Origin of the sequence: Hymenobacter lucidus, assembly GCF_020447265.1 — a bacterium.
Taxonomy (GTDB): domain Bacteria; phylum Bacteroidota; class Bacteroidia; order Cytophagales; family Hymenobacteraceae; genus Hymenobacter; species Hymenobacter lucidus.
This window is the reverse complement of the sequence record NZ_JAJADR010000015.1, coordinates 1-26568: the sequence shown is the minus strand read 5'-3', so window position 1 is coordinate 26568 and position 26568 is coordinate 1. Positions and strand designations below refer to the sequence as shown.

Annotated in this window: 20 protein-coding genes; 12 read left to right on the top strand and 8 right to left on the bottom strand. The window is 50.4% G+C overall.

Translation table 11 applies throughout. From position 1 onward, the window contains the following. The first annotated feature begins 70 nt into the window (after nucleotides 1-70). Nucleotides 71-937, top strand: a complete 867-nt coding sequence (locus LGH74_RS24275) for a type IV toxin-antitoxin system AbiEi family antitoxin domain-containing protein (protein WP_226180693.1) — start codon at nucleotides 71-73, stop codon at nucleotides 935-937. Here the strand turns inward: LGH74_RS24275 and LGH74_RS24270 are convergent. From LGH74_RS24270 to LGH74_RS24260, 3 genes are all read right to left on the bottom strand, one after another. Next, nucleotides 924-1811: a nucleotidyl transferase AbiEii/AbiGii toxin family protein gene (locus LGH74_RS24270; protein WP_226180691.1), complete on the bottom strand. Its 888-nt coding sequence runs from the start codon at nucleotides 1809-1811 to the stop codon at nucleotides 924-926. The genes LGH74_RS24275 and LGH74_RS24270 overlap by 14 nt on opposite strands. A gap of 772 nt (nucleotides 1812-2583) precedes the next feature. Then, the gene (locus tag LGH74_RS24265) at nucleotides 2584-4218 is read right to left on the bottom strand and encodes a T9SS type A sorting domain-containing protein (RefSeq protein WP_226180689.1); all 1635 of its coding nucleotides are present in this window, start codon (nucleotides 4216-4218) and stop codon (nucleotides 2584-2586) included. A 548-nt stretch (nucleotides 4219-4766) separates the two neighbouring features. After that, complete coding sequence (locus LGH74_RS24260) at nucleotides 4767-5564, bottom strand: recombinase family protein (RefSeq protein ID WP_431357460.1); 798 nt, start codon at nucleotides 5562-5564, stop codon at nucleotides 4767-4769. Nucleotides 5565-5646: 82 nt separating this feature from the next. On the opposite strand from LGH74_RS24260, the gene LGH74_RS24255 reads away from it, so the two are divergent. Further along, nucleotides 5647-6300 (top strand): recombinase family protein, encoded by a 654-nt coding sequence (locus tag LGH74_RS24255; protein WP_226180687.1) that lies wholly within the window; start codon nucleotides 5647-5649, stop codon nucleotides 6298-6300. A 211-nt stretch (nucleotides 6301-6511) separates the two neighbouring features. On the opposite strand, the gene LGH74_RS24250 is transcribed toward LGH74_RS24255, so the two are convergent. The 4 genes from LGH74_RS24250 to LGH74_RS24235 all read right to left on the bottom strand — a co-directional run bounded on the left by LGH74_RS24250 (nucleotide 6512) and on the right by LGH74_RS24235 (nucleotide 12771). After that, nucleotides 6512-9121: an AAA-like domain-containing protein gene (locus LGH74_RS24250; protein ID WP_226180685.1), complete on the bottom strand. Its 2610-nt coding sequence runs from the start codon at nucleotides 9119-9121 to the stop codon at nucleotides 6512-6514. Nucleotides 9122-9126: 5 nt separating this feature from the next. Further along, nucleotides 9127-10482: a hypothetical protein gene (locus LGH74_RS24245; RefSeq protein ID WP_226180683.1), complete on the bottom strand. Its 1356-nt coding sequence runs from the start codon at nucleotides 10480-10482 to the stop codon at nucleotides 9127-9129. Nucleotides 10483-10821: 339 nt separating this feature from the next. Further along, nucleotides 10822-11355 carry a hypothetical protein gene (locus LGH74_RS24240; protein WP_226180681.1) on the bottom strand — a complete coding sequence of 178 codons (534 nt, stop codon included), beginning with the start codon at nucleotides 11353-11355 and terminating at the stop codon, nucleotides 10822-10824. Between the two features lie 156 nt (nucleotides 11356-11511). Further along, nucleotides 11512-12771 (bottom strand): hypothetical protein, encoded by a 1260-nt coding sequence (locus LGH74_RS24235; RefSeq protein WP_226180679.1) that lies wholly within the window; start codon nucleotides 12769-12771, stop codon nucleotides 11512-11514. 504 nt (nucleotides 12772-13275) lie between these two features. On the opposite strand from LGH74_RS24235, the gene LGH74_RS24230 reads away from it, so the two are divergent. The 7 genes from LGH74_RS24230 to LGH74_RS24200 all read left to right on the top strand — a co-directional run bounded on the left by LGH74_RS24230 (nucleotide 13276) and on the right by LGH74_RS24200 (nucleotide 22122). Further along, nucleotides 13276-14574 (top strand): AAA family ATPase, encoded by a 1299-nt coding sequence (locus LGH74_RS24230; protein ID WP_226180677.1) that lies wholly within the window; start codon nucleotides 13276-13278, stop codon nucleotides 14572-14574. After that, on the top strand, nucleotides 14571-15374 hold the full coding sequence (locus LGH74_RS24225; RefSeq protein ID WP_226180675.1) for an HNH endonuclease family protein: 804 nt from the start codon (nucleotides 14571-14573) through the stop codon (nucleotides 15372-15374). Before LGH74_RS24230 ends, LGH74_RS24225 begins: the two co-directional genes overlap by 4 nt. 414 nt (nucleotides 15375-15788) lie before the next feature. Next, nucleotides 15789-17063, top strand: coding sequence for a dsDNA nuclease domain-containing protein (locus LGH74_RS24220; RefSeq protein WP_226180673.1), 1275 nt, complete (start codon nucleotides 15789-15791; stop codon nucleotides 17061-17063). 1 nt (nucleotide 17064) lies between these two features. Next, the gene (locus tag LGH74_RS24215; protein WP_226180671.1) at nucleotides 17065-17637 is read left to right on the top strand and encodes a hypothetical protein; all 573 of its coding nucleotides are present in this window, start codon (nucleotides 17065-17067) and stop codon (nucleotides 17635-17637) included. Between the two features lie 2 nt (nucleotides 17638-17639). Next, nucleotides 17640-19598, top strand: coding sequence for an AAA family ATPase (locus LGH74_RS24210; RefSeq protein ID WP_226180669.1), 1959 nt, complete (start codon nucleotides 17640-17642; stop codon nucleotides 19596-19598). Nucleotides 19599-19717: 119 nt separating this feature from the next. Then, the gene (locus LGH74_RS24205) at nucleotides 19718-21265 is read left to right on the top strand and encodes an AAA family ATPase (RefSeq protein WP_226180667.1); all 1548 of its coding nucleotides are present in this window, start codon (nucleotides 19718-19720) and stop codon (nucleotides 21263-21265) included. An 11-nt stretch (nucleotides 21266-21276) separates the two neighbouring features. Next, nucleotides 21277-22122 carry an HNH endonuclease gene (locus LGH74_RS24200; protein ID WP_226180665.1) on the top strand — a complete coding sequence of 282 codons (846 nt, stop codon included), beginning with the start codon at nucleotides 21277-21279 and terminating at the stop codon, nucleotides 22120-22122. A gap of 268 nt (nucleotides 22123-22390) precedes the next feature. On the opposite strand, the gene LGH74_RS24195 is transcribed toward LGH74_RS24200, so the two are convergent. Further along, nucleotides 22391-23005, bottom strand: coding sequence for a hypothetical protein (locus tag LGH74_RS24195; protein ID WP_226180663.1), 615 nt, complete (start codon nucleotides 23003-23005; stop codon nucleotides 22391-22393). Nucleotides 23006-23236: 231 nt separating this feature from the next. Between LGH74_RS24195 and LGH74_RS24190 the strand changes: the two genes are divergently transcribed. The 3 genes from LGH74_RS24190 (at nucleotide 23237) to LGH74_RS24180 (ending at nucleotide 26517) form a co-directional block, all read left to right on the top strand. Beyond that, nucleotides 23237-25405: an ATP-dependent nuclease gene (locus LGH74_RS24190; protein ID WP_226180661.1), complete on the top strand. Its 2169-nt coding sequence runs from the start codon at nucleotides 23237-23239 to the stop codon at nucleotides 25403-25405. 527 nt (nucleotides 25406-25932) lie between these two features. Continuing rightward, nucleotides 25933-26103 (top strand): helix-turn-helix domain-containing protein, encoded by a 171-nt coding sequence (locus LGH74_RS24185; protein ID WP_226180660.1) that lies wholly within the window; start codon nucleotides 25933-25935, stop codon nucleotides 26101-26103. Between the two features lie 108 nt (nucleotides 26104-26211). After that, nucleotides 26212-26517: an AraC family ligand binding domain-containing protein gene (locus LGH74_RS24180; protein ID WP_226180658.1), complete on the top strand. Its 306-nt coding sequence runs from the start codon at nucleotides 26212-26214 to the stop codon at nucleotides 26515-26517. The last annotated feature ends 51 nt before the right edge of the window (nucleotides 26518-26568 follow it).

Genomic DNA, 26568 nt, shown 5'->3' with positions numbered 1-26568 from the left:
TTGCTTTTTATAAGTTAACTTTGCAGGAAGTATATATACTTCCTGCTTTTAGGATTGCCAAACTGTTGCTATGGCTGGTAAATCACGGTTTGTTATCGCAGAAGCTCGGATACGGACCTTCTTTAAGCATCACTCCAAGAAGGTCTTTACCAAGCTGCAACTGGTTGCCCTATTGGAGGAGCAACGGGAGACCTGGAACATTGCGCCAACTACCACGGAAGAAAAGCTAATTGACCAGCTGCTGGCTAAGGGGGTATTGCAGAAGTTAAATCTTCAGTCTGAAGGGTATTTGCCCTCAAAAGAGCTCTATGTGCAGGACGAGTTTTCGGTATTGCACATTGCCACGGCGCTGGCCCCCAGAGCTTATCTGTCGCATTACTCGGCCGTGTGGATGAACGGCCTCACCACGCAGGTGCCAAAGATTATTTATGTGACATTTGAGCAGACTAAGAAGCCTCAACGGGAGGCATCCCTAACGCAGGCTGGCATTGACGCGGCTTTCTCCAAGCCCCAGCGCCGTACCACAGCCAGTATCCGCTACGGGGATTTCACGTTTATGGTGCTCAACGGCAGTTTTACGAACCGCATAGGTGTGCATCAGCTGGACGGGGTTCCATCTACCAACGTGGAGCGCACTCTTCTCGACAGTACTGTGCGGCCCGGCTACGCGGGGGGCGTTTCTGCCGTTCTGGATGCCTACCGCAATGCCCGGGGCAAACTTTCATTAAATAAGCTGGTGGCCACTCTCGATGCGTTGGATTTCATCTACCCTTACTTCCAAGCAGTAGGATTCTATCTGGAGCGTGCCGGCTACCAAGGCAAGAAATTAGACGAACTACGCGAGCGCCCGAAGACGTTCGATTTCTACCTGACGTATGATATGAAGGAGATGGATTATTCCACTGACTGGCGACTCTACTTCCCTAAAGGGCTGTGATTCCTCCAAAGGCATTAATCACATAATCGAAATAGAAGTCAAAGTCCTGTACTTCCTCCGTTTGGGAAACCGTCGCCCGAACGTTCTCCCAGTCGTCGCGGTGGATGGCCTTGTTGCTTATCATCTCCTGTAGGAACACCATCGGCACACGTTTGGCGTCGAAGATGAATTGCAGCAGGGTCCGGCTTTCGGCGGAGCTACAGGTTACCCCTTGGGACTCCATGATCAAGTGAATGTCGTAGAAGTCCCGGGCCCGGGCCCTTGGGGTATGGGAAGGAATTATCTCGGCGTATTGCGGAAGCTGCTGGCAAATGGCCCGTACTTTCTCAAATACAATCATTTCCGCCGTGTACACATAGACCGTGTAGCCATCTACTTTAATAGGCCGCTTGCTACCTACACCCGTGTACTCGAACTTGCTGAACTCGATTTGAAACTTCGAGGAATTGTTGGGGCGCAGGGGGATGAAATCCCGCCGCTGCGCTTTAGGATTCACAAGCGGCTGATCGAACACGTGCTGCTCCACCACTTTGAACTCAACCAGATAGCCACCCCAAAAATCAGCTACTTGGGGCTTGACTTTGGGTTTGATGACAAAGTTGTATTCCAGAACCACGTAGCCGTTTTCAGCGAAGGTCTGCACCAGCGTCTTTTCAATTCTATTCTTAATGACCTGTAGGTCTTCCAGGAAGTCGCCGTCGGCCAGGGAAAAGTCCAGATCAAAGGAAGTGCGCGAAACCGCGCCCTGCTGGCCGCTGTAGGCTAGATCGATGGCGTTACCGCCCTTTAGCACAATGGCTTCACTTAGCTCGTCATCGGAAGCGAGGGCAATAATGGCGAGATGCTTGATTTTGTTGACGACTTCGATGTCCATACTGAGGGCTCAGGAGCGCGGTAACTTGACTACAGCGCAAAATTAGCCGAATTTCAGAACCGCAACTAACAAGGGTTGTAATACTAGTAACATAAATAATACTGGTAACACTGGTAAACTATAATATGCCTTCTTATAGCGACGGGGGATAAAACGACGCTAAGTCTCTGCGGGCACCAATGATGCTCTATTATGGCACCACTAAGGTGTAGCTTTTACCCACAGGTGCGGCAATGTCAGAGTCCAACCTAAGTCAATATTGCTAGACCCAAGTGTGGTTGCAGCAGAAAATAACAGCCAATGGGTGCCTGCCAGGCTTGTCGTAACTTCTTCCTCCGGGAGCGCCAGCCGGACGGCCTTTTTGACTTCCTCAATCAGTTAGCCCCCGCATAAGAAAGCCTATCGTACCAATCAACATGGCCCTGAACACTGCAGATATAGTACTCTACTAGCAGGCGTGCCGTGTACAGTACCTGCTCTGCACTGATAGCCCGAACAAGGTAAAGTCTTGGATCTATGCCTGTAAGTAGGAGCTTCGTTCCAGTCCCCGTGCGAAATGGCCGTCCCACCATATCCAGCAATTATACAGTAGCCGAGGCAGAGAGTTCAGGAGCCAGAAAAATTCATGTGCCGGATTAGGCAAGAGTTGAAGCGTCACAGATGCTCTCTCAGGTGATCAGGAAGTGAGTGTGGGCTGCCATATGTCAGACTGGACTAGAGAAGGGCCCAGTGCCCAGCCGGAAGGGTGGGGATGTAGGCCGCAACCTTGTACCTAATTTAATACTAAGCGTGAAGTGGCATGGTAGCCATCAGGTCCATCCAGGCGAAGGAAATACAAACCGACTGGGTACTGATCTACTTGTATGTCAATACCAGTCCCACTAACCGCCAGAGCCTGCGAATATAGGATACGGCCGGTGGCATCTACCAAGGAGACCCATAGCCCGTTGCGCGGGGCTTGGTCAGGAAGGCACAGGGAAATAGTCGACCGGGCCGGATTGGGATAAACACTCAGCACTTGGCGTACGCTACCGGGAGCTGTGGCTGTGGTCGTGCCGGCGGTAAGCTTCACCACCCAGAAATCCCCCATTCCAGGGCCATTTTGTGTCTTATCCCCGCTACTAGAGGAAGCAGACTCTCCCGCAACCAGCAAGCCGCCATCGCTGGTGGCTTGAATTCCATTCGCGGCTAAACTGCCATCCCCATCCGTGCCGCCAAGCGTCAGATCCCATAAAATGGTGCCAGTGCCATTTACCCGGACCAGCCAGAAATCACTTCCACCCCAGCTCACCTGGGTTTTGTCCCCGGTGATGCCAGAGCTGGACATGCCTCCTACCGTAGCCCCCCCATCGCTGGTAGCGAGCACGGCAAACCCTTGGTCACTTCCTGCTCCGCCTAGTGTTCGGTCCCAGAGCTTCATGCCAGCCGCATCGAGCTTGACGACCCAGTAATCCCGGCCACCGCGACTGGCTTGGGTTTTATCTCCACTAATACCGGACTCCGTAATGCCATTGAGGATATAGCCGCCGTCTGCGCTTTGTTGCACCCCATAGGCTTCATCATAGCCACTACCGCCCAGCGTTCGGTCCCACTGTTTCTGGCCAGTGGCGTCGAGCTTCACGATCCAGTAATCATACCCTCCTTGATTCGGCTGCGACTTATCGCCGCTGATAGGAGACCTGGATTCGCCCGCTAGTACCACCCCGCCATCGCGCGTAGCACTCATCGCATTGGCAAAATCACTGCTGCTTCCACCGAAGGAACGGTCCCAGATCTTGTTGCCCTGGGCATAAATTTTCACTACCCAGACATCCCAGCTGCCTTGGCTTGGCTGCGTTTTATCACCGCTTCTACCGGAACTGGAATACCCACCGAGTAAAAAGCCCCCATCGCTGGTCAGCTGTATACCGGTCAACGCGTCGTCATCACTACCGCCATAGGTTTTATCCCAGATCTTATTACCATTGGCATCCAGCCGAACGACCCAGAAATCCTCGTACCCGTTACTGGCCTGGGTCTTGTCGCCACTAATGCCTGATGCAGAAGTTCCACCCAATAAGTACCCCCCGTCGGCGGTTTGCTGTACGGCATAGAAATATTCATCCCCACTACCCCCGAAGGTTTTATCCCAGAGCTTGTTACCCGCCGCATCTAATTTGACGACCCAATAATCATCCTCGCCTCTATTGGCTTGGGTTTTGTCGCCACTGATGCCCGAATTGGAATTTCCGCCCAGAATAGAGCCGCCATCCCGCGTCACCTGCATGGCCCACAAACGTTCCTCGGAGCTTCCACCAAAGGTTTTATCCCACTGCTTGGTCGGGGCCTGAGCAGCGGCTTGTTTAGCAAAGAAAGGAGCGGTCAAGAGCATCGCTCCAGCCAGTACAGTGAATAAAAATTTGGGCATAGAGGAGGGATTGTAGCCTACGCAGCAAGAATGCCTACGCAGCAGCGCAACAAAGATAAGGCATTGACTGGCAGCTACGTTTCTATTCTGGGCGTTTCCTTCTCCTGACGAGAAAACACGCTGCCGATCTCCAGTACTGCCCTTTGCTAATGTTTGCCTGCAGCTGGGCGTAAAGGCTTGCCGCCCCGCGAGGGGCCGGAATCCGACGTGTACTTATAACTCGAAAGCTAATGCCCGCCGGCTGGTTTATTTGAAATCTGCACTCTACTTAGTTCCTGCGGGTAAAAGGTATCGATTGATAAATATAATGCTAGCTCTTAATCTTTATGTCTTCCGTTAAGTAGTACGCCTTCCCGAAACTGTTGAGCCCATTTTACGTGGGCTTTGGGTAGTATACGGCCGTTGAAGGGGCACACGAGTGCTCTTGGGTTTAAGCAAGTAGGCGTTATTAGGCGATGCGCGTTCATCCTGAGTAATATTGCACTGGTGCAGACGTTGGCGGATTATAGCCGATGGCTCCAACTAGACGCTGTTGAGCGAGGAGGTATTCAAAGAAAACTGTTCACCTCTGCGTTAGCTGCACTGGCATCAACCTCGGCGATGAAAGTAGCCTTTGCTGACAGATCAGCGCTTAATAGACGCCACACGGAAGTTGCGTGAAAGTCCTTGCCCCGTCGGGTGCGGTAGCCCGTTCGAGTAAGTGTGGCAGCTATCTGTTCCAACGTCTGTCCCTTCTCGCGCAGCAGGGTAGCCAGCTGGGCAGCCTGCCGGTTAGCTGGGTGCTCGCGGGCGTTGCGCTGCATAGTCGCTTGCCCTTGCCGGGTAATGGCTGGGGTCATGTTCTGGGGATTGCCCAGCTGGGCGCCGCGGGCTTTCTTCGCGGCTAAGGCATCCTTCGTCCGTTTTGAGATGGTCTCCCGTTCATGTTGCGCCAGTACGGCAAATAGGCCAACCGTAAGCGTATTGGCATCGGGCATATCGCAGCAGACGAAGTCCACCCCCGAGTCCCGCAACGCGAAGACAAACCCCGCATTTCGGGAGAGCCGGTCGAGCTTGGCAATGAGCAGGGTGCTGCCCACCCGCCGCGCCTCAGCGATGGCGGCCAGCAGTTGGGGGCGCTGATTCTTCTTGCCACTTTCGATTTCGATGAACTCCGTCAACAGCTGGCTCGGGTCGGATACGAAAGAACGCACCGCGGCTTGTTGGGCTTCGAGACCTAAACCGGAGACACCCTGCTTCTGGGTGGAGACACGGTAGTAAGGGGTATAGCGCCGAAGAGAGGTCATGGTATAAAAAAAGAGTACAAAACCGTTCGATAAGCGAAAGCGTGATGCAAAGTACGACATTTTACATATTAGCAACGGTCGTTTAAGAAACGTGACAAAGCCCTATCTTGCGTCTTTTCCACTCCTTTATATATAGGTACACATGATTCGGTATGTGGCGTACTTCCGCGTGAGCACCGCCCGGCAGGGACAATCAGGGTTGGGACTCGAAGCCCAGCAGGCCGCCGTGCGCAACTTCGTCGGGACGGAGGCCAGCATCGTGGCCGAGTATGTCGAAATCGAGAGTGGCCGGAAGAACGCCCGGCCCCAGCTGCAGGCCGCCATTACCCAGGCCAAGCAGGAGAATGCCGTGCTGCTCGTGGCCAAGCTCGACCGGCTAGCGCGCAACGTGGCCTTCCTGGCCACGCTCATGGAAAGCCATGTGCGCTTCAAAGCCGTTGACCTGCCGGCGGCCGATGAGTTTACCCTCCATATCCTGGCCGCGGTGGCCCAGAAGGAGGCGACGGCGATTTCTACCCGGACGCGCGATGCGCTGGCGGCCAAAAAGGCGCGGGGGTTTCAACTCGGTACGCCGGCCAATCTGACGGAGGAAGCGCGGGAGAAGGCGCTGGCATCCTTACAGCACAATGCGCAGACGAATCTTAATAACCGGCAGGCGGCGCAGCTGGCCATGCTACTGCGGGCCACGGGGGTGACCCTACGGGAGATTGCAGCTCGGCTGAATGAGTCCGGATATCGGACCCGGCGGGGGAAAGCATTTCATCCCATGGGCGTAAAGAGGTTGCTAATTAAATAATACTTGTAGCGATTAATAAAAAGGTTGCCATAAGTATTTAGTCGATTTTTTCAAGAGCAGAAAGAAAATCAGTGGTATCTACGTTCAACCTTATTCCTTTATTCTCCAAGATAATGAAAAGCGTATTCTCAATTTGATTAATATTATAAATTTTTCACATACACCACCTTAAAGCACTTGATATGGAATTTAACATTGCAAGGAATAAGCATCATAATATGACACATTTTCCAACTTCCAAATCCGAAAGAAATTTTTTTGCTTTGCCAGTGGTAACCTGCCCATTAACATAACGCACAGTGAGTATTGTATTTCTAGGAATTTTGTTATAATGCGCCACTTTTGCGAGAACAGCAGCACCATACACCTTTTTGCTATTTGCTGTTCTATTTAAATCAACTATTATTTCATTAATAGCCTCTTCATTGAGTAAAATGCCATCTTTCCGTCCGCTAGTCTGCCACTTAGACACTAGCTGTAAAGCGCGTTCTTCAAAAACAGTCGCTTTTGCTATGTTTCCTATCGAGGTATATATGCTGCTAGCAATATGGTAAATAGCAATGCAGTCTCCCGGCAATGAAAGCTCATCATCAGAATCCAACCTAGTAGTTAAATAACTGATAAATCGCAAAGCGAGCGCGAAATTACCAACTGCACGATATGATATGGCCCCCCTGACGGCAAAAAGTAAATCATGCCTATTTAACAATCCATATTCAATAACACCTTCAATAGCGTCGATGGCAGCAAGTGCCCGCTTTCTGAATTCATCATTGTTTGATCTAGAAGACAATGCGATGCCCTGTTTACATTTGGCTGCATATAACGTTGTTATGTCTTTATGATTTAATGCTAGATGAAAAATGTCATCTGCAGGACTATTAAGGCTGTGAACTCTTTCATTTCCTATTTCATATAACAAGACATACAATGGCTTAGAATTATTATAGTAGTCTTTAGCGCATTGCATTACCAAGGCAATGTATTCTTGCTGATAAAATTCATACAGTACTCCCAAAGATTGGTGGAGAGCTTGCTGTGTGAAGTCATTTTCATTACTAAACTTTGGCTGCAGTGTTATTGACTTATTTACGAGGAGCGTACGTAATTTTTCTGCATATATAACTTTCTGATGTTTAGATTCAGATACCAATAACCCAATTAAGATAGATGGCTTCATCTCTGGAATAGCATATTTCAGAGCTTCTTGCAGATAATAACAACTTTCCTCATACTGACTAAGTTGTATGTTAATGTTGCCAAGCTTGAAATTTAACGAACAAATTATAGAATTCTTATCATCAACCGGCAAGTCTGAATCCGTGGCCTGTGCAATAGTAAGTTTCAGAATATTATAAACATCAGAGTGGTATTTTTCAAAATTGGTATTCAGCTTGAAACTTGTTTGGTTAATAACTGCGCTGTAGTATGTTTGGCTCTTATTTGCATTGTCAATAATATCTTGCAATAATTCAATCCCCAAGGATACCTGTCCAAGGAAAGTGAAATTGAGCGCTCGTAGGGATTGACCGAAATAGTATTCCTCTGGATTTTCATCTCGAGTAATGCTGACTAAATTTAAATATTCATTGGACTTATCATAATCATTTATTTTATGATAAGCATTAGCAATAGAAGATAAGGCTCGATTGCGATTGGAGCTATCAAGATTTTCGTTTTCCAAGTATTGGATTAAGCTAGTAATGCCATCGCTAAAATCGCCAGCAGTCATTTGCTCTATACCGAACGTGTACAAGTCTTTCTGCTGCAATTCTGCCTCACGCAACCATGTGTCTGATAGAGCCGCATTTAAGATTCGATTTTTAATCCGTGGTACTGATGATTTAAACCTAGACGCGATAATGCCATATAAATAGAGTTGGCCAACACTCTCATCCGAGATATCACCACCTTTTCTAACTATTTTGATGGCGTTACGAACTAAAGAATTTTTAAGTACTACTTCCCGTATGTGGTCAATAGGAGCCCTGTTGAACTGCACTAAGTATAACTCATGCACAAGAGTTTCTATAGTAGTTGGACTAACTGGCTCTCCCATCAAAATTCGATCTTCAACTGCCGAGCACACCTCGTAAGTCATACGCGGATTTCCACTAGTCCAATCATATATACTAACAGCTACCTCTGCGCTGATAGCAAGTTTACTACTAATCACAAATCTAGAATATTCATCGAATGAAAAATCGTCTAGAAATATTTGTGTAGCAATATTGAATGGCGAGTTATCCTTATTCTTAATTAACTTCGCAGGTTCAATAACGCCTGATAAAATGTATGTCACATTGTGTAGAACAGTATGCGTATTACGCATAAAATACACACTGCGGATCTGCGCGAATACTTCATCAGAGAAAGAAGCTTTGGCTAAAGCATCTACCTCATCGAAAATTAGTACAAGCGAACTAGGTAATTCTCGTAAAATTAACCGCAACTCCTTGTCATATTCACCGGATGGCGATGCACTGGTTGATGCTTCTTTTCGGCGTAGTGCAATATCTAAATATGATTGTCTGAGAAGCTCTTCCTCGACCTCCAGTATGGTGTCAATGATATGTCGGAAAAACTGTTGTGCGCTACCGTAAACAGCGGCTGATAAATCAAAGTAAATAATTGTTCGCGAAGCACCTTGTAGCTGTTTTTTGATACGCTGTAACAGGCTTGTCTTACCCATCTGCCGAGCAACAGATATATAACCTGGCCGGGACATTTCAGTAATAACTTTAGCTAACTGTGCATCTGCTTCTCGAGTCACATATAGGTACTCAGGGACACTTACCGACGATTTAATGATTTTCTCCATGATCTTTACTTGCTGGACGTTAAGTAGCTGACAACCTTATCAAGAGCCTGATGTTGGTAATTCAGCACATATTGATGCACAATATCCTTGGCAATTCTCGGCGAGTCGCAAGCTTGGCGTACCATCACTATGTCTTGTGCTGATAGAAGATGGCCTACTGTATTCATATTTGTTAGCAATTTATCTATTTCTACACTTTGCCAAGCATGTAGTTCCATAAATGTAAACATTTCATTGAATTTTGAGGTATTATAATGAAAGTCTATTGGGGGTTGAATAGTGGCAATAATAAACTTCAGACTGCCATTACCTTCCTTACAATGTCTGTACTCTGCGCACACTGCAGCTATATTATTGACAAAATCGCCGAAAACACTTTGGTCTCTTATAGATATTTCATCGATACAAATAATAAAATCACCAATAGGAAACAAATAAGCCAATAACTGAGCTAATATTTTAATTTGATTGGAGCTTTTGCAGCTGTAATTAACAAGTTTAGCAGGATATCTGTCGCTTATATCCTCCGTTATATGCAATAGAATTGTGCTAGCGTCAAGAGGGTTTGGCAAAGCTGTGAGATAACAATAAATATGTTGCAATTTATTAAGCTGCAAATTGCGATTGGCTAGGCAGGTTTTGCCTACGCCAGACAATCCGTGTAGCCAGATATTTTTAGGAGAAGCTAAATAACGTTGGAATGTTTCATCGTCTGGTCTAACAACATAAAATAGTTCATAAGGCAGTGTATATTCTGGTGTAAATAATATATTAAATTGTTGTTGATTATATGATAGTGTATCTGGGGAATTTGCGTTTTCAAGCCGTTTATCTTCAATGCTATTTCCTAACAACAGTTGTTCAATGCGAGCCAAGCGTAGGGAGTCCTTAAGATCAAAGACCAGTTCGTATAGACCATGCTCCTTGAATAGCATTATTAGATCTTTCCCATTCAGCAAATTAATGGGAATAGACGTTGTTTGTTGCTGTCCCACTTTCCATTCACTCCACCACTTATGTTCCTTCAGGTCAAGGTCATCAGTGGGGACACATAGTACCCATTGGCTTACTGAAAAAATATTTGACTTACTGATACTACGAAACGACTCGCGGATTTGCTCTTTCTGCGAATCGCCAAAGCCCTCAAGAAAAAATTTGCACTGATAAACAATCAGCGGCTCAGCAGAGAATTCACCAACAAAAACATCAATACCGCCGTCACCTGGATTAGCTCTAACTACATGAACTGGTCGGCCTGGATGCATTTTCTGAAACAGCTTTTTGCAATCCTGCTCGAATGCATCCCGAGCGCCTGGCAGGTTCGAATGCAAATGCACATAATCAGTCCAAGTTTTCTCCATAGTGAAAAAGTGCACAAAGCTTCGCCAGTGGCTAAACCAAAGGTAAGTGACAATTTCCTTTGGTAGTTTAAGAATTATTAGTTAGGCTTCAACTTAGTGATAAATAGTAGCCTGAACTTGATCACAATTCTATCCGCAGCGGATAGCTATACTGTTGTCCCATTCCTCTATAACTCCCTTGGTCTTGCAGCCAATGACGCCTCTGAAGCTGCTAGGTGTAACTAATGATTTTGCTCAAAAGCTAGCCGAAGCATCTTAACCAATGACAGAGACTAATTTTCGGTAATGAGTTTTTAATATGATTTTCCTGAGCATAGACAGAAGGATTAACTTATCATATCACTTCTGTACTGGCACTGCAGTCAAACGAATACTAAGGCCAGAGTTAGACCCAGTAGGCATACCACTTCCTCGATTGCTACCATCCAGACTGTTTTTAATGAGTAGCAGAACCCGTCGTGGATCTTCTAGATTGCCCTCAATCAATTTGGAGACACTGCGTGGTGTGCTAGCCGCTTTGGCCCGATAGATCTCTACCATGTGTCCTTCCCCAAAGGCCCTGTGACAAACTCCACGCATGTAAAAGTTGTTGAACTCACCTTCGGCAAAGGTCAACGGTGCATTAGTGGGCACCTTCCGAGTGACGGCACCCTGTTTCTCATGTGAGTTAAAGCACTCCTGCTCCTGCAAAGCAGTTGCTAAGGTCTGCTCGTTACCATTTCTCACAGCTTCCAACAAGAGTTGAGAATACCTTTGGATACCTTGCTCATTAAACCGCTTGCTATGATTAAGCTGACTGTTCTTGATCGCTTCCTCCACTTCAATGAGCATATACTGACGCGTTTTTTGATCAAGATTTTCGAAGTTGAACATAAGCTTGCGTTTATCAAATTTTGAACTGGTGCTATTCGCCTGAGAGAGCCAGCAGACTGGGCATACCTATACCTGCATAGCCCCTTGCATAACTTTTAGCGTGCAACTTCTGCCACCATTTTAGGAGCTTATCACACGGGCAGCTATCCTTACTTTCTATTCATTGAGCAAGTTGATCACACGTTGGAGGACCTGAATGTGTTCCCCCGTAGTCTGCTTGTTTTCTGGTGTCCAGTAATTGGTATGGCTAAGAAAGCCGCCCCAAATACTAGTCCTGACCGGGCAATCACGAATTCCTAGCCCGAAAACGTTGCGGAGCGGACCACCAATGACGTCTCCGTAGACAATAGCTCGGGCAGGAAAGTACACATTCGACCACCGGGTGGGGCCGAAGACAGCTGCGTAATGCAACCGGCGAACCTTACTAGCTGGTGGATAGGAAAAGCGCGAAGCTTCTAACTGAGGAGGACACGTGGGTAATTCCCGCTCGGCCTGTTTGCTGTGCAAGTCCTCGCGGTTAATCGCCATCAGTACCTCCGCGTGCGCCAGCGGGCTGCCCATGGTAATGAAATCCGTCACCAGCCACGCGCAACCGTTGGCTCGCAACTCATTCCCTAAGGCAAGTTGCGCATGCTGATAGGCATCGATTTCAAGGCCGGACGATTGCAACAGGTCTTCCAGCTGATTAAGAACTGGATGGGCAAGCGGCTGAGCCTGTTCCGCATAAGCCGGCCAGGCGTGCGTCAGGATGTCATACCCGATCACACTCCCCAGACTGTGTCCCGCCAAGATGATTCGCTGATACTCGCCTGATTCATGCAGTTTGTTGAGTACCTCCACGCCCTTAGCTCGAATCTCCTGCCGGCGGTGTATGTTGATGGGCAGTGGGGTTAAGTAGCGTGCGGCATCGCCAACAAACTTTTTGAGCACTGGCGCCAGGGCCAACGTAGCCAGCAAGCCAATGGCCGCGCTTATCCACTTGGGCAAGTGCCAAAAGCGCCACGATTCAGGCAGTGCCGTTAGTAACCAGAAAAACAGGGCAACGAGCACAATGCCCGTGAGTACCCACCAGGCGCCTTGCAATGCGCGAGGCAAACTACCGGGTCGCCGCAACAGTAAGTGCTTCAACCAAGGCAACACATGACCCATGGTGGTACCCTCCATCATGTGCGCCCAGTAGAATTCGAAGAAGTCCGTGCGCACCCCGTTCCGGTCTTTCGTGGTGGTGAGTCGGCGTAATTCGTAGCTGCCCGAAATATCGTCGGGCTTGCTAAATACTCCGGTAGCAGCATGCGCGTGGTGCACATCCGGATTGCGTTTCCAGATCATGTCTACAAACCCTCGGAGCGTATCCATAGGCCGTTGCTCCCCAATACCGTGAATCAATAAAACGGCCTGCTTTGGAATCTGAGTCATGTAGCAATAGAAATTAGTAGAGAAGTGATGGGAGCAGTCAAGGTGTGGAGAATTACCTGAACTGTCAATAGATAGCTAGGCCTTATCGATAGATTAGAACACAACACGTCACATTCCGGCATAGTGAGAGTGCCCTTAAGCACCATTTCCCCGGGTTGTATGAAGCTAAGGCAAGCCGACTCTACACCGTTTGTCCAGCTGGCTCGTCGCGACTTCCTGGGGCTGATGCAGCATATTACTTTTCCAGCGATATAATCCCGAAAGCAATAGGTTACTTGCCGCAAGCAGCCTATTTTCGACTTAGTTTGAGCAGAATTGTTTTCTATTAATGTTCCTGATGGATTTTTCGTATCTGATCAGTGCGAAGAAACCTAGCTTGCCTCAACACCTATCCGGAAACTGTTGTGAACGCAACACAACAGAATAGCCCATATAGTCTGGTTAATGGACATGGTGTTTCTGAACACGCGAAAAAAGTATCTTCGATAACTTGCTCTGTCCTCTATGTTTCTTCGCTCCTTATTCATTCGTAACCTCCGCTCCATCGGAGATTTGTCGATTTCCTTCGAAGCCCAGGATACGAAGGATAAAATTATCACGCGTAAGCAAACCCTACTGCTGGGCCAGAACGGCACCGGTAAAAGCAGCTTGTTGCGAGCCATCGCCCTCTTAACAGCAGGCAGCAATTCGTTAGGCGAACTACTGGGCCAAACGGACGACTGGATCCGCAACGGGGCTGACATCTGTGAGCTGGCGGCGGTGCTGGCTACTAAACAGGGCGTAGAGCGCACCGTACGTCTGACCCTGCAACGAGGCGCCTCTCTACGTGAAGTATTGGCCCAGAATGAGGAGTCCATCGATCAGCTGGAAAGTGCCCTGAACCACGCGGATCGCAACTATTTTGTGGTAGGTTACGGGGCCTCGCGGCGGCTGAACACGGGCGAGAATGCCTGGTATTCGCAGCGAGGAGCCTATTCCAGTGATCGGTCCAACAATGTGGCTACCCTGTTTCGCAATGACGCGGAATTGAATCCGCTCACGGCCTGGGCCATCGACCTCGACTATCAGGCTGAAACCCCCGAAACCAGCTTGCAGGTCATTCGTCAAGCCCTTGACGATCTACTCCCTGGAGTTCGTTTTCACGCCATCGATAAGGCTCGGAAGCAACTGCTGTTTGAAACAGCAGAGGGCGTTGTGCCCCTGCACTTGCTCAGCGATGGGTACCAGAACATGACGGCCTGGATCGGGGATCTGCTGTATCGCATTTCCACCATCTTTCGCGACTACCGCACGCCATTAGAAGCCCGCGGGTTGCTGCTTATCGATGAGGTCGATTTGCACATTCACCCCGTATGGCAACGGCACCTGCTGGCTTTCCTGCGACGCAAGCTACCCAACTTCCAGATTGTGGCCACTACCCACTCGCCGCTGACGGCTCAACAGGCTGCTGAGGGGGAGCTATTCAGCCTGCAGCGTGGGCCCCAGGCCGGGCAGGTCGAGCTAGTTCCCTTCGCTGGCAACCCGCAGAAAATGCTCTTACATCAGTTGATGATGTCCGAGGCCTTCGGACTGGAAACGGACGAGTCAGTAGTAGTGGAAGAAGCTAAGAACACCTATCGGGCTTTGCATGACAAAAAGGAAAGCCACGCGCCACTGACCTCGGCAGAAAATCGTCAGCTTAAGCAGCTGTCGACCGAGCTCCGGGAGTTACCTGGTGCCACCCAATATTCTAATACGCTGCTCGATGCCGACCAGATGGCTTTGCTGCAGCAGTTGAAACAAGAGCTGAGCCGCGAGCTATGATCCGCTTACACCGCGTCCGCACAGCCGTCCTGCCAGCGTATTGCCTACCTGACCGCCTGGCGCGGGAGCAGGAACTCATTGACATGGCGCTAAAAGAAGCTGGCAAGTCCGACCCCAAGTACACCTTCAACGAGAAGTTCTGGTCTGCCGCGAAGGAACAGCTCGCACAGGAGTCGCACGGAAAGTGTGCGTATTGCGAAGCTCCCACCAGCACCGTGGCCTATGGTGACGTGGAGCACTTTCGACCGAAGTCGCGTTATTGGTGGCTGGCTTACTGTTACGACAACTATCTGTATTCCTGCCAGATTTGCAATCAGCGGCACAAACGTGACAAGTTTCCTATAGGCGCTGCTAAGTGGGCCGGACCTGACCCCGCCACCGCCGTAGCGGGTGCGCTGGCTATTGACCCGTTGGTTGACGACACCACATTCCAACAGTTTCTCCAAGATAGCACCATTGAGCAGCCTTTACTGCCGAACCCTTACTATGCTGATCCTGAGCTGTACTTTGTCTGGCAAGCAGACGACGTCGTGCGGGAGGTCGTGGTACAACCCAACCTAGCTCATGCCCACGCTACGCAAGTGTATCAAGCTGTTCAAGAGTGTTTAGATCTGAATCGGAAGGAACTGCGAGAGCTACGCTACCAAATGTACGAGTGGGTATCGGTGGTCAAGCTCGCTAGCCGCTCTCCACAAATTGATGCTCTTACAGCAACTCGTTGTGCCGCGCAACTAGCCCGCGCAACGGCTGACCAAGCGCCCTTTGCTGGAATGGCACGCTATTTTGCTGCTACCCTGTAGCTACATTTGCCAGCACGGACGACAACGGGATTATAAATACAGACTAAACATGAGACCAGTTCAATGATCCGTCGCTAAATGGGCCTATGAGCCTTACTCTACTTTACGGAACGGATTTGACTTTCTAAGGAAGGCATCATTTAGTATCCTTAACTTACTTTCCCCGTCAAAAACATCATCTTGTTGCTTACTACTCCAACGGGCGGGGCAATAGCTATAAGATGAATGTATACGCATTGAGCCTTATATAAACGATGAATTGATAGGCACTAACTAAGGCAAAGAAAACCAATCGATTCATGAATTTAATTTAAGTAATAATTTATTGTTTGAAGTCACTAATCAAATAGCCTAATTGCTATTTCAGCAATAAAAAAACTCATAATTCTAAGTCCCCTTATTAACCAATAGCAAATGGTAGTCAGTTCATTTTCGCCTGTGCAGGTGATTGCGTGGGAAGACCCTGGTGATGAAACACTTCGCAATTTTCGTTACCAGATTTGTTATGGCGTCGTCTTACTGGTTGCTTCCATTACGGGTGCGGGCAAAGAATACGTATCGGTTTACTGCGAGCAGCACGATGACTACCTGTGCGAGTTGGCCAATGGGAAATACGATGCCGTGCAGGTGAAAACGCGTAAACCGGAGATTGGCGAGTGGGAAATCACCGATGAGCCAATCATGAAAAGCATTTTCCGGTTTTACGAGATGGAAATTAACTTTCCCCATCACCTGGAAGACTTTTTCGTGGTGTCCAATGCGCAGTACCTGGATACCGAAAGCGCCGACCCGAAAAAGGCGGCAAAATGTCCGGTAAAGTTTTGCAATTGCCTGACTGATACTTCGGTTGATATCAATACCAAGCCGGAATTTTTGGCTAATTATGGCAAGTTGAAAAGCTATTTAGTCGGCAAAGGGGTCGCGACGGTTGACGACCCGACACTCCTCAGCGTATTGCGGCGCATTACCTGGACTACTGGCCCGAGCCGGGACGGCTTCTTTGAGTACATCACCCAGAGTCACATGACCCAACTAAACGGAGTCGGCATGTGGCCTAACGTGAAAATCACGAAGCTTACCACCGACATTGTGCTAAAAATATTTCATGCCTCGTCCCTGTTCTCCAGTCAGCCGGCGGCTTGGCTGGTCATGAACCAGGGTAGCAACCAGACGGCAGCAATCGCGCACAAAAGAATCGAAACCACTCATATCAAAGAGGTTGTTCGTTCATTTGAGGAGGACGACATTGGCAAATATTACCCCAACTACGACGGCATTCGGCTGGAATCACTGGACAAGGCCCTGCTGAAACTCGATGAGAAAATGCAGGAAGGCGGCATCGCTGAAAAGCACATTTCACGCGTGAAGGATTACGCCCTGGCGGCTGAGGCAACGCTGCTGAATCTCATTCAGATGCCAGGCTTCGACGAGCTGGCCGTTCAACAAATAGAGGCCATCGTAGAAAGTGCTTGTGAGGAAGCACAACTGTTTGCTGAGTCGAGCAGTACTTCGGCGACGTATGGGAGCAAAATGCTGTCGTCTATTCAGTCAAAATTGCGCGATATTGCCCTGCACACCCCACAGGACGTGTTTTACCAGCGTTACGAGCTATTGGTCGGCGTGGCGGGACTCCTGAGTCAGGAATGCCGCATCTGGTGGAGCGAGGAATTTGTCTTAAAAAGCGCCTGAGATGAGCCTGAAAATTGTCAAGGCCGCTGCGCAGTTGGAAAAGCAGGATGATTTTCATCTGGCCCGGCTGCTGCTCCTCCTCAATGCCTACGATAAAGCGAGCAAAAATTCGATGGAGGGCATCACTAAATTGGCGAAACTAGATTTTCTCCTTCGGTATCCTACTTGTCTGGACAGAGTGCTTAAATCGCAGACAAAAGTCAATAGCATTAAGGCTGCAGCGAGGGCCCAGCCCATTGAAGAAAACGAGATTCGTACCATCGAGTCGAAAATGATTCGCTTTCGCTACGGTCCCTGGGATGACCGCTACCGAAGATGGATTGGCTTACTGGTCGCCAAAGGCTTGGTAATTGCCTTTCTGGATAATAAAACCGTCAACCTGAAAGTAACCGACGTGGGGCACACCGTAGCGGAGCAATTGGCTGAGCAAAGTGAATTCCACCAACTCTCCACGCGTAGCGAACTGGTTGTTCAACTTGTGGGCAAAATGGCGGCGACGGCGCTAAAAAACTACATCTACGAAATAGTACCGGAAATCACCGCCATGAAATGGGGTGACGAAATCTCGCTGTAATCATGAAATTCGTACTAACCTCGCTGGTGCTCCGGTTTCACAGCGGTGAAGAAGTTATTCCGCTGCACCGGCTCAACTACATCTACGGAAAAATGGGCGCGGGCAAATCCAGCATTGCCCGCCTGATTGACTATTGCCTGGGCGCGGACATCCTGCTGACGCCGGCCCTGCAGGAGGAATTTATCAACGCGAAGCTTTCCGTCATCCTGGCCAATGCGGCCCTTACGATTGAGCGGGCAAGGCAGTCCGACAACGTGCGGGTGGAATGGTGGACTGCCGAAGATGCGCATTTCAGCGGGGTGATTCCGTCCCGGGAGCCCAGGGGTGAATTTATAAAAGGCACCGGCGTTGAAACGTTATCGGACTTGGTCTTTTACTTATCGGGCGTCCCGATTACCAAGGTTCAGGTTGGAAAAACGACGGGCAACACCGATACCGGGCGCATCAGCTTGCGCGATTTATGGTGGTATTGCTATGTGGAGCAGGACACCATTGACAGCAGCTTTTTCAACTTGGACAATCCGGCTTTTTGGAAGAAGAACAAAAGCATTGACGTGCTTAAGCTCATTCTGGGCTTCCACCAGGCGGAGGTGGCAGCACTGGAAGAGGAACTCCGAAAAACCCACAGCAGCCGGTTAGAAAACGAGGCGCTGCACAAGGGCCTGACAGAGGCACTCTCCGAAACTGGGGTCGGCAGTTCCATCGAAATCCACAACACGATAAACCAGCTGCAAGCCTCGCTCAAAAAAGCCGAGGAAAGCATTCAGCAGGAGCAAGCCAAGCTCAAGGAGAAAACCGTCTCGAATGCTGTTGAACAAATCCGGGAACAGTGCCGCAAACTCACCCGTGACCTATTCATTATCGACGACAATATTCAGGCGTTGAAGTTGTCATCCGACAACGATACACGGCACTTGAATGAGATAAGCGGGCTGTCGATGAAGTTTGAAAGGGCCACTTCGGCCAAAGCCATTCTCAACGGGGTAAATTTTGAAGCCTGCCCCCGCTGCACACAGGCGCTGCCCGAGCGGGAAGCCGCGTGCTGTGCGGTTTGCGGACAGGTGGAGCTGGAAAACGAGGCAGGCACCCAGCTGGCGACCATCAAGGTGGACGTGGAAACGCGCATCAAAGAATTATCCGGCCTTATCTCTATTCAGGAGACTAGCTTGGCCAATCTGGAGAAAGCCCGCCAGCAGACAATCCTGTCTAAGCGTGAGGCGGAAGATGCGCTGAATAAAGCCTTGGCGGCGTATGACTCAGCTTATTTATCATCGATTATTCTCAAACAAAAGGAAGTAGGAGCCATCAACCAGCAGCTAGCCGACTTCCAAAAGCTGCTTTCCATCGCGCAAAAGGCCGATTCATACAAAGTATTTGCTGGAGTCCTGAAAATTAAGGAAGGTACCATCAAGGAAAATCTTAGCGCCGCCCGAAGCAAGGCCGAATCCGATGACTCGCACCGTATTCAGTTGCAGCGGTATTTTCTTGATTGCTTGCAGCGCTCCGGTTTCCCGGGAATTACGCCGCAAACGATCGTATATATATCGCCTAAGACGTTTATTCCGGTGGTCACGAACGGCGTTTACCTGGACGGAAAACGGCCGACGGAAACGACGTTCAACAACGTAGGCAGTGGGGGCAAAAAACCAATATTTAAGTGTTGCTTTGCCATTGCTGTTCACCGGCTGGCGCTGGAGCTGGGGGCCAGCCTGCCCGATCTATTAGTAATTGACTCGCCCATGAAAAGCATCAGCGAGCGAGAGAATCGGGACGTGTTCGAAGGGTTCTATCGCATGATTTATACTCTGGCCGCTACTAAGATGAAAAGCACCCAGTTCATTATTATTGACAAGGAACTGTTCCCGCCGCAATCCAACGCTGACCTGAATATTACCATTCGGCACATGACGCCGGACGAGGAACAGAATCCGCCATTAATTAAAGGTTACCGCGGACTATAATTCTTCTGACCACGTTTCAAGGCTACGAGGCTTTACTAAGAATACTTTGGACTGCCACTGACTCAAAGCCGAAACGCAGCATTGTAGGTCGAAGACGTTCGGTATATTGCGCGCCTACCTTGCATACGTTCTTGGCTATGCGCTTTACAATTCATGCCTCCTGGCAGTTGCCTAAACCAGCTGGCAGAGAAGGTGATGCCCTGCTGGTGCCGGGCACTTGGAATGACTACGGCTTCGTCACTTCATTTGTCCTGCTACTCTATCAGCCGCAGGGCTGGCAGGAGATTGGCGGCCTCAAGATTGGCCAGCAGGATATGGCAGGCAAAGGGGCTACGCCACAGCTGGATAACGATTTTCTGGCACTGCCAATAGACTGTTTCTCTTTGGGGCAAGGTGACGAGTATTATACCCAGTTGCAGAAATTGGGCCCCTCTCTGCGCCAGCGGATGTTGATCGCCTTACGCGACATTGCTTACGATTTGGATTTACTGGCGGAGGTGGCCGATTTGCCGGTTACTCGCAAGTCGCTGCTGCGAGACTTCTCGCTTAGCGAAGTGCGGGGGCAATTGCACCGGGTGTCTAAAGGTGGGGCGCGGCTGACGCCCTATCGTTTCGCCTCCCGACTCACCGCACCGTTGGGGGGCAGCGTAGAGCCCGCGCAGCTAACGTTCGACGTAGAGCCTGAAGCGCAGCCACCTACCAACATTCACGTGCTCATCGGGCGTAATGGCGTGGGAAAAACACACCTGTTGCATGGCCTAGCGCAGCAACTATTGGCCGTACCGCGCCGCCGTAGCGGCTTCGGTATCAGCGTACCGTCGCCTTCCGGGCAAGAAGCAACAGATTTTGCCAACTTGGTGGCCGTAACGTTCAGCGCCTTCGACCCATTTATTCCTTTTCTAAAGCCGCCACATCAGCGGCGCCCTTTACCATACGCTTACGTTGGGCTGAGGCGCGACCGTACGAATGGCCCCGGCCGGGGAAGCCCGAAATCGGACCGGATGCTGGCCCGAGAATTTGCCCAGAGCTTAGAAGCCTGTACAGGAGAGACCCGACGGCTACGCTGGCTGCAGGCCCTTACAACGCTTGAGGCTGACCCCGGCTTTCGGGAAGCGGCTGCCCGGGAACTGTTACCTGCTACTGAGGAAGCAATTTTCTCGCGTCGGGCTGAGAAGTGGTACGGGCGGCTCAGTTCTGGCCACAAGCTAGTGGTGCTGTCCATTACGCGCTTGGTAGAGGTAGTAGAAGAGCGCACGTTGGTATTGCTCGACGAGCCGGAGGCACACCTGCATCCGCCCTTACTGGCTGCCTTCGTGCGGGCATTATCCGATTTGCTAGTCGACCGCAATGGCGTGGCCATCATCGCCACGCACTCACCTGTGGTGCTACAGGAGGTCCCCCGCAGCTGCGTGTGGAAACTGCGCCGGGCCGGCAACTCTTTAATTGCCGAGCGTCCCACGCTGGAAACGTTTGGCGAGAACGTGGGTATTCTGACCCGTGAAGTATTTGGCCTGGAAGTAACTGAGACCGGCTACCATCAACTGTTGCGCCGAGCCGTGGCCGAACAGGGCAATTATCAGGGTGTACTCAATTATTTTGACGGGGCGCTAGGAGCAGAGGCTCGCGCGCTAGTGCAGGCCTTATTGGCCGGCCGCCAGCAATTCTGATACTTCCGCTTATGCGTAGCCTACCCCACCCGCCCGAAAACGCTGACGACTTCTTTCAGCTATGCATTTCCCGGATTAAAAACCGCGACCTGAAGCAACGGCTGAGCGAGGCGCGGCCGGCAGTGGTGGCAGCCGCTACCGAGTTTGTTACCAAAGCTATGTCCACGGAGCTGCATCAGTTGCGTCCCCATGTCGGGGCCGGCGCCGACGTGAGTACCCCCGAGATGGTTGCTGTATATACCGGTCGCATGGCCAAGTCCGGGCAACCGGGGCGGGCCGTGTACGACCGACTGCGACTAGCCCCAGCTGACGGCCTGTGCCCGCTCTGCGGCCAGCGGCCAGTCGATTCACTCGACCATCACCTCCCCAAACAACAGTTTCCGTCCCTGGCTGTGGTGCCTGCTAATTTGGTGCCTGCCTGCTTTGCTTGTAATAAGCTCAAGGAGACCTATGTGCCAGCAAGCGCGGCAGAAGAAACCTTGCACCCTTATTTTGACGATGTCAGCAGCGAAACCTGGTTAGTAGCCACGGTGCTTGCGACCCAACCAGCCGCCGTAGTGTTTGCAGCGCATCCTCCTGCAGCTTGGCCACCGCTGCTACAGGAGCGGGTAGCACATCATTTGCATCGGTTCGAGTTAGGACTACTCTATACCGCTCAGGCTGCCGTCGAACTTACCAATATTCGTTTTAGCCTCAACGAGGTATCTGCCAATGGGGGTACAGCGGCCGTGCAACTACACCTTGACCGCGAGGCCCGCAGCCGTCGACATTACTGCCTCAACTCCTGGCAGAGCGCGCTTTACACGGCATTGGCTGCAGACGCGTGGTATTGCGGCGGTGGCTTCCGCTACACATAGACAGTAAGAAGGTGTCTTTGGCCTTTATGCATGGTCTAAGTACAGTTTCTCATCGCGAAGATAGACCTATCTGTACTTTGATTGCTGAACCAAATCCTTACTTTTCGGGTGAAATTTGTGGTAGCCCAATTTCTTGGTTGACTTATTTAAGCGAGCGGATTTGTGACCCAACGGGTTGCATTACTTCTTCTGCCGCAATTGGCCCTGCCACTGCAGCGTGGCTGACCCTGGCCCGGTTGCGGAGAGAGGTTCAATGCTCTGGGGCTTTCTACCGTGCGCCTGGGTTCTTGATGGGCGACGTACTTGACCCATGTGGGCGGTACCACGACGCGACCATTCCAGATCGCTGGGCTGTTTGCAGGTGTTCCGCCGACAAGAGCACAACTGGCTGGGTCTCCCCGTCACTCATGTACAGGGGAGTCAATAAGGCAGCCTCCCCACTTTTGGCGACAATTGCTTCGTTGCACAACTGCAGCAGATTATCTAGATAATGCCCCTCGGCAAACAATGCCCGTTCATAAAAAACTCCGCCTTGCTCGAATGACATAGTCCCGTTGGGTTCCGGGGCAAACACGACGGTCAACGGTTCCGGTTGGAACCGGCCCGCCGCAAACCCCACTAGGTCGACTACCAACTGCTCTAGCGCATACACGCTCTCGCTTTGCATAAATGCGATGCCGTACTCCTCGGCGCGATAATAAAAGGCGGAGTTCTCGAACTCTTCAATCAAGTAATTGACATCCACGACGGTGTACCTCTCTTGAAGGGCCTTATTCGCGGCCTCCTCGAGTGCTGCTATGGTATGGGGGTGGATGAGGCCCGCAGTGAGGTAAAACTGCAGGGCTGTTCGGAGGTCAGCCAGGGTGAGTAACGCGGTATTCATGTTTTCATATTTAGGCCTCTCAAAGTTTTTGCTGGTGGTAGGAAGGTACCGCTTCGGGAGCGACGGCAACGATACATGTTGCCAGCCTTACTTAGGTTCACATGATGCCGGTGGCCATGCTTACCGCCGTTCACGAAAATGGTCCGCTTTCAAAAAGGAATAATGTATTGCTTCACCTTATGTCATACAAGGGCATAGTGGTACATTGAATGCTTCAATTTTTCCATATGTATGGCCTATTACTTGTCCTTTGAACTCTCTGACGATGACGCCAACCGTAGTGACTTTGCCGACTATACTCTAGGCACATCCGAACTACTGCCTAACCACTTCGGTGAGCTAGCGCCGATTAATATATTTCTTGGCGAAAACAATTCGGGCAAGAGTCGCTTCATGCGCGAAATCATGAAGTGTAATCCAACGCGCACATTTGACTATAGCATTGCTGAACGATTAGAAGGCCACGTAGAGAATGCTCTGGAGTCCTTACACTCTTCCTGCCTGGATAATTTTTATAAAATAGAGTTGGTGGCGTATCAACACATAAGTAAGAATCCAGAACTTATGGGGTTGCTGTTCCCTGTAGACGGTTCCGTTACGTTGAATACCAAGCTAGAAATTGACCCTATTGGGGAGGTGTCGGCGATGGTTGCTATCGTTGAAACTTTGCATGAGGCTTTAGAGCAGCCAGCTTCTTTCTTAACTATTGTGGCACAGGAAACAGTAGGGCAATTGAATGACAGGCTTCAGGGATGCGTTTCCAAACTGGAGCAAGTCTTTGAGCTCTACCAAGCTCAAACCAATGGCCTCTTTAATGGGATGCATTGCGAGACCGTTAGCGATAGGACTGTTTACCATTCCAACGAGGTCAACATTGCCTTTCTTCACGGCGCACCAGCTAAACATCGTGGCACACTGGGTTATGGTGGCGATGAGTCAACCCATGCTCCGGTCGTACTCGACGTTATTCTCAACTTCGGGGAAACCCTGTTGGCAACACTGAGGGAAGTGCTTCAGCAATCCAGCAAAACGCAGAAAAGGACCTACATACCGACCTTGCGCACGGCGCGCACTCTGACTAGTCCAGATGGAAGCCGTTCCCAGGTTGATATCATGCAGTCCACTATCACGGCGGACTACGAACTTGACAAATCGGGCGTGGTCATCCATACCGGCCTCTCGCTGTATTCAGCCATCAACCAAAGTCGGAATACCGACATGATTGAGCGGGAAGAGTTTGAAAAATTTCAAGAATTCCTGTCGGAAACGTTCTTCAATGGGGCGCGTGTGGTCATCGTCCCGAATCACAGAAAGACAACCATTCTGGTGGCCGTTGACCGGGAGGAGCGTGCCTTGCCATTTCTGGGCGATGGGATTCAGGCCATTATCCTGTTGCTATACCCGTTATTTATCGCTTCCGAGAGCGCGTGGTTCTTCATTGAGGAACCCGAAATCCACCTGCATCCTGGTTTTCAACGGCTCTTCATTAGTACTATTGCCACTCACCCCGTCTTGCTGGCCAAGAAGTTAACCATTTTCTTGACTACCCACTCGAATCACTTACTCGACTTTGCACAGGAAGAGGCTAAAAAGATTAACCTATTCACGTTTCGCAAGTCGCTGGATGGTAATGGCAATGGAAAATATCACGTGCAGTTAACTGCGCCCACCGATATGGAGTGCTTGAACGCGCTCGGGGTGCAGAACTCGTCGGTGTTTTTGGCAAACTGTACGATATGGGTGGAAGGCATCACCGACCGCATCTACCTCAAGGCGTATTTAGATGCCTATCTCCGGCACTTAAACCAAACATACTCGCTACTGGAGGGGCTGCACTATTCCTTTCTGGAATACGCTGGTGCAAACGTATCTCATTACTCGTTTGGGGCCAAATCGCATCATGTTTCCATTACTCCAGAAGCTCTGAGGGATATACAAGGGCTATCGATTTCTAACCGCATCCTGCTTATTGCCGACCAAGATGCGGGCAAGGAGACCAAGCATGAACGGCTGACTTCCCAACAGCACGCTGGTTTTGAGTACGTGGTGCTAGAGGTGCGGGAAATAGAGAACCTACTTAGTCCGTTGGTTATCACCAGGACACTGAAAAAGTTGTATCCCGAATTAGATTTCGATCCTAATAAGCTTCAATCCGAGCAGTTTCGCGGCATTTACCTAGGCCACTACCTACGAAAGAAGTACCCGGACATACCCGAAACCTTTGCCCCAGCCAAGCCTAAAGGGAGTGGTACTATTAGTAGCGCAAAAAAACGCAAGTTTGCTGAAGTGGCAGCAGACGAGATAAACACCTGGAGTATGCTCAGCCCAGAAGCGCAGGCCCTTACAAAGCGAGTGTTCAAATTCATTCTTGGTCACAACCCACGACTGGGAAGCAATTAGAATTAGAGGGTGTCAGTTGATACAATGGTAGAGTTATCGCGACCACGACGCAGGCCGTCTGAGGCCAGGTGCAGGATATGTTTCTGCACTGAACCAATGCCTGTACAGCTGGTTCCCGCTGACAGTAAGTATAGTAAAAGGAGGGTTCAAAAAGTCTGTGTGCGGCAAGAGCCTAATCTAGTGATTACTGGTATTGTTCCTGGACGGCTTAGTAAAGGTCTAAGATGCAACCTCGTAAAAGACGCTTCCCACTCGGGCTGTTTTGCAACCTTATTCTCAGCGGGCCCAGCACGCGCGTTAGGGCTGAGGTGGGATTACAGTGAAGGGAGTCGCTAGTAGCCATTCCAAGCAGCGGTCTGGCACGAACCAGCTGCCGGCGACCAGCATGTACAGGGCGCCAGCCACCCACGTGTTCTAGAAACTAGCCGCTCTGACCAGGCTGTAAGATTGTCCGCGTCTGCAAAGAAACCGGCCGGCCCGCTAATGACCATATCCGGCACCGCATTGTGCTGGAAGCCTAGCGACTAGTGGCCCAGCATGACGTGCCGCTGAAAGAAGTGGCCTACCAGTTGGGCTTCGAGGATGTCTCCCACTTCAGCAAGCTCTTCAAGCGCTGCGCCGGCGTCACGTTTTCAGTCTTCAAAGGGCAGGGGCAGGTGCAGGTACAGTACCGCCGCCCCGCGCTGGCCGTGGCGTAGCCGAAAGAGTGGCACTAGACGTTAGGGGATATCGGCTGTTTATTGTACTTCGCACTGCCTGGGCATGGCCCCGGGTTTTCCTGCGGCTCCACTTCTACTGCTTCTCCGATGCCATCTTTCGTCGACATTCCCCGCCTTTCGTGCCAGGCTTACCACCAGCTCTATTTTCAGGGCGAGGGCCAGGACCTGACGCCCGTGCCCAGCGGTAGCAGCACCATTGAGCACTTCGAGATTCACCGGCGCGACGATTTTCGCTACAAGTGTAAGGACACGATTGAAGCCAACCGGATTGATTTCTATCTAATTTTCATCGTCACGGGCGGCGAGGGTATCCACACTTTTGGGGAGGAAACCCACTACGTACGGGAGAATATGCTGTGCTTTATCGGCCCCCATACCATTACGACCTGGTAAACCACGGTGGCCGACCACCAAGGCTACTTGGGCAGCATCAAAAAGTGTGGG

Excerpts from the sequence above, each read along its gene's own strand:
- LGH74_RS24255 (WP_226180687.1), top strand. The coding sequence starts at position 5,647 with ATGATTCGGTATGTGGCGTACTTCCGCGTGAGCACCGCCCGGCAGGGA.
- LGH74_RS24235 (WP_226180679.1), bottom strand. The coding sequence starts at position 12,771 with ATGACTCAGATTCCAAAGCAGGCCGTTTTATTGATTCACGGTATTGGG.
- LGH74_RS24225 (WP_226180675.1), top strand. The coding sequence starts at position 14,571 with ATGATCCGCTTACACCGCGTCCGCACAGCCGTCCTGCCAGCGTATTGC.
- LGH74_RS24240 (WP_226180681.1), bottom strand. The coding sequence starts at position 11,355 with ATGTTCAACTTCGAAAATCTTGATCAAAAAACGCGTCAGTATATGCTC.
- LGH74_RS24250 (WP_226180685.1), bottom strand. The coding sequence starts at position 9,121 with ATGGAGAAAATCATTAAATCGTCGGTAAGTGTCCCTGAGTACCTATAT.
- LGH74_RS24230 (WP_226180677.1), top strand. The coding sequence starts at position 13,276 with ATGTTTCTTCGCTCCTTATTCATTCGTAACCTCCGCTCCATCGGAGAT.
- LGH74_RS24190 (WP_226180661.1), top strand. The coding sequence starts at position 23,237 with ATGGCCTATTACTTGTCCTTTGAACTCTCTGACGATGACGCCAACCGT.
- LGH74_RS24275 (WP_226180693.1), top strand. The coding sequence starts at position 71 with ATGGCTGGTAAATCACGGTTTGTTATCGCAGAAGCTCGGATACGGACC.
- LGH74_RS24265 (WP_226180689.1), bottom strand. The coding sequence starts at position 4,218 with ATGCCCAAATTTTTATTCACTGTACTGGCTGGAGCGATGCTCTTGACC.
- LGH74_RS24180 (WP_226180658.1), top strand. The coding sequence starts at position 26,212 with ATGCCATCTTTCGTCGACATTCCCCGCCTTTCGTGCCAGGCTTACCAC.
- LGH74_RS24215 (WP_226180671.1), top strand. The coding sequence starts at position 17,065 with ATGAGCCTGAAAATTGTCAAGGCCGCTGCGCAGTTGGAAAAGCAGGAT.
- LGH74_RS24245 (WP_226180683.1), bottom strand. The coding sequence starts at position 10,482 with ATGGAGAAAACTTGGACTGATTATGTGCATTTGCATTCGAACCTGCCA.
- LGH74_RS24270 (WP_226180691.1), bottom strand. The coding sequence starts at position 1,811 with ATGGACATCGAAGTCGTCAACAAAATCAAGCATCTCGCCATTATTGCC.
- LGH74_RS24200 (WP_226180665.1), top strand. The coding sequence starts at position 21,277 with ATGCGTAGCCTACCCCACCCGCCCGAAAACGCTGACGACTTCTTTCAG.
- LGH74_RS24220 (WP_226180673.1), top strand. The coding sequence starts at position 15,789 with ATGGTAGTCAGTTCATTTTCGCCTGTGCAGGTGATTGCGTGGGAAGAC.
- LGH74_RS24260 (WP_431357460.1), bottom strand. The coding sequence starts at position 5,564 with ATGTCGTACTTTGCATCACGCTTTCGCTTATCGAACGGTTTTGTACTC.
- LGH74_RS24210 (WP_226180669.1), top strand. The coding sequence starts at position 17,640 with ATGAAATTCGTACTAACCTCGCTGGTGCTCCGGTTTCACAGCGGTGAA.
- LGH74_RS24195 (WP_226180663.1), bottom strand. The coding sequence starts at position 23,005 with ATGAATACCGCGTTACTCACCCTGGCTGACCTCCGAACAGCCCTGCAG.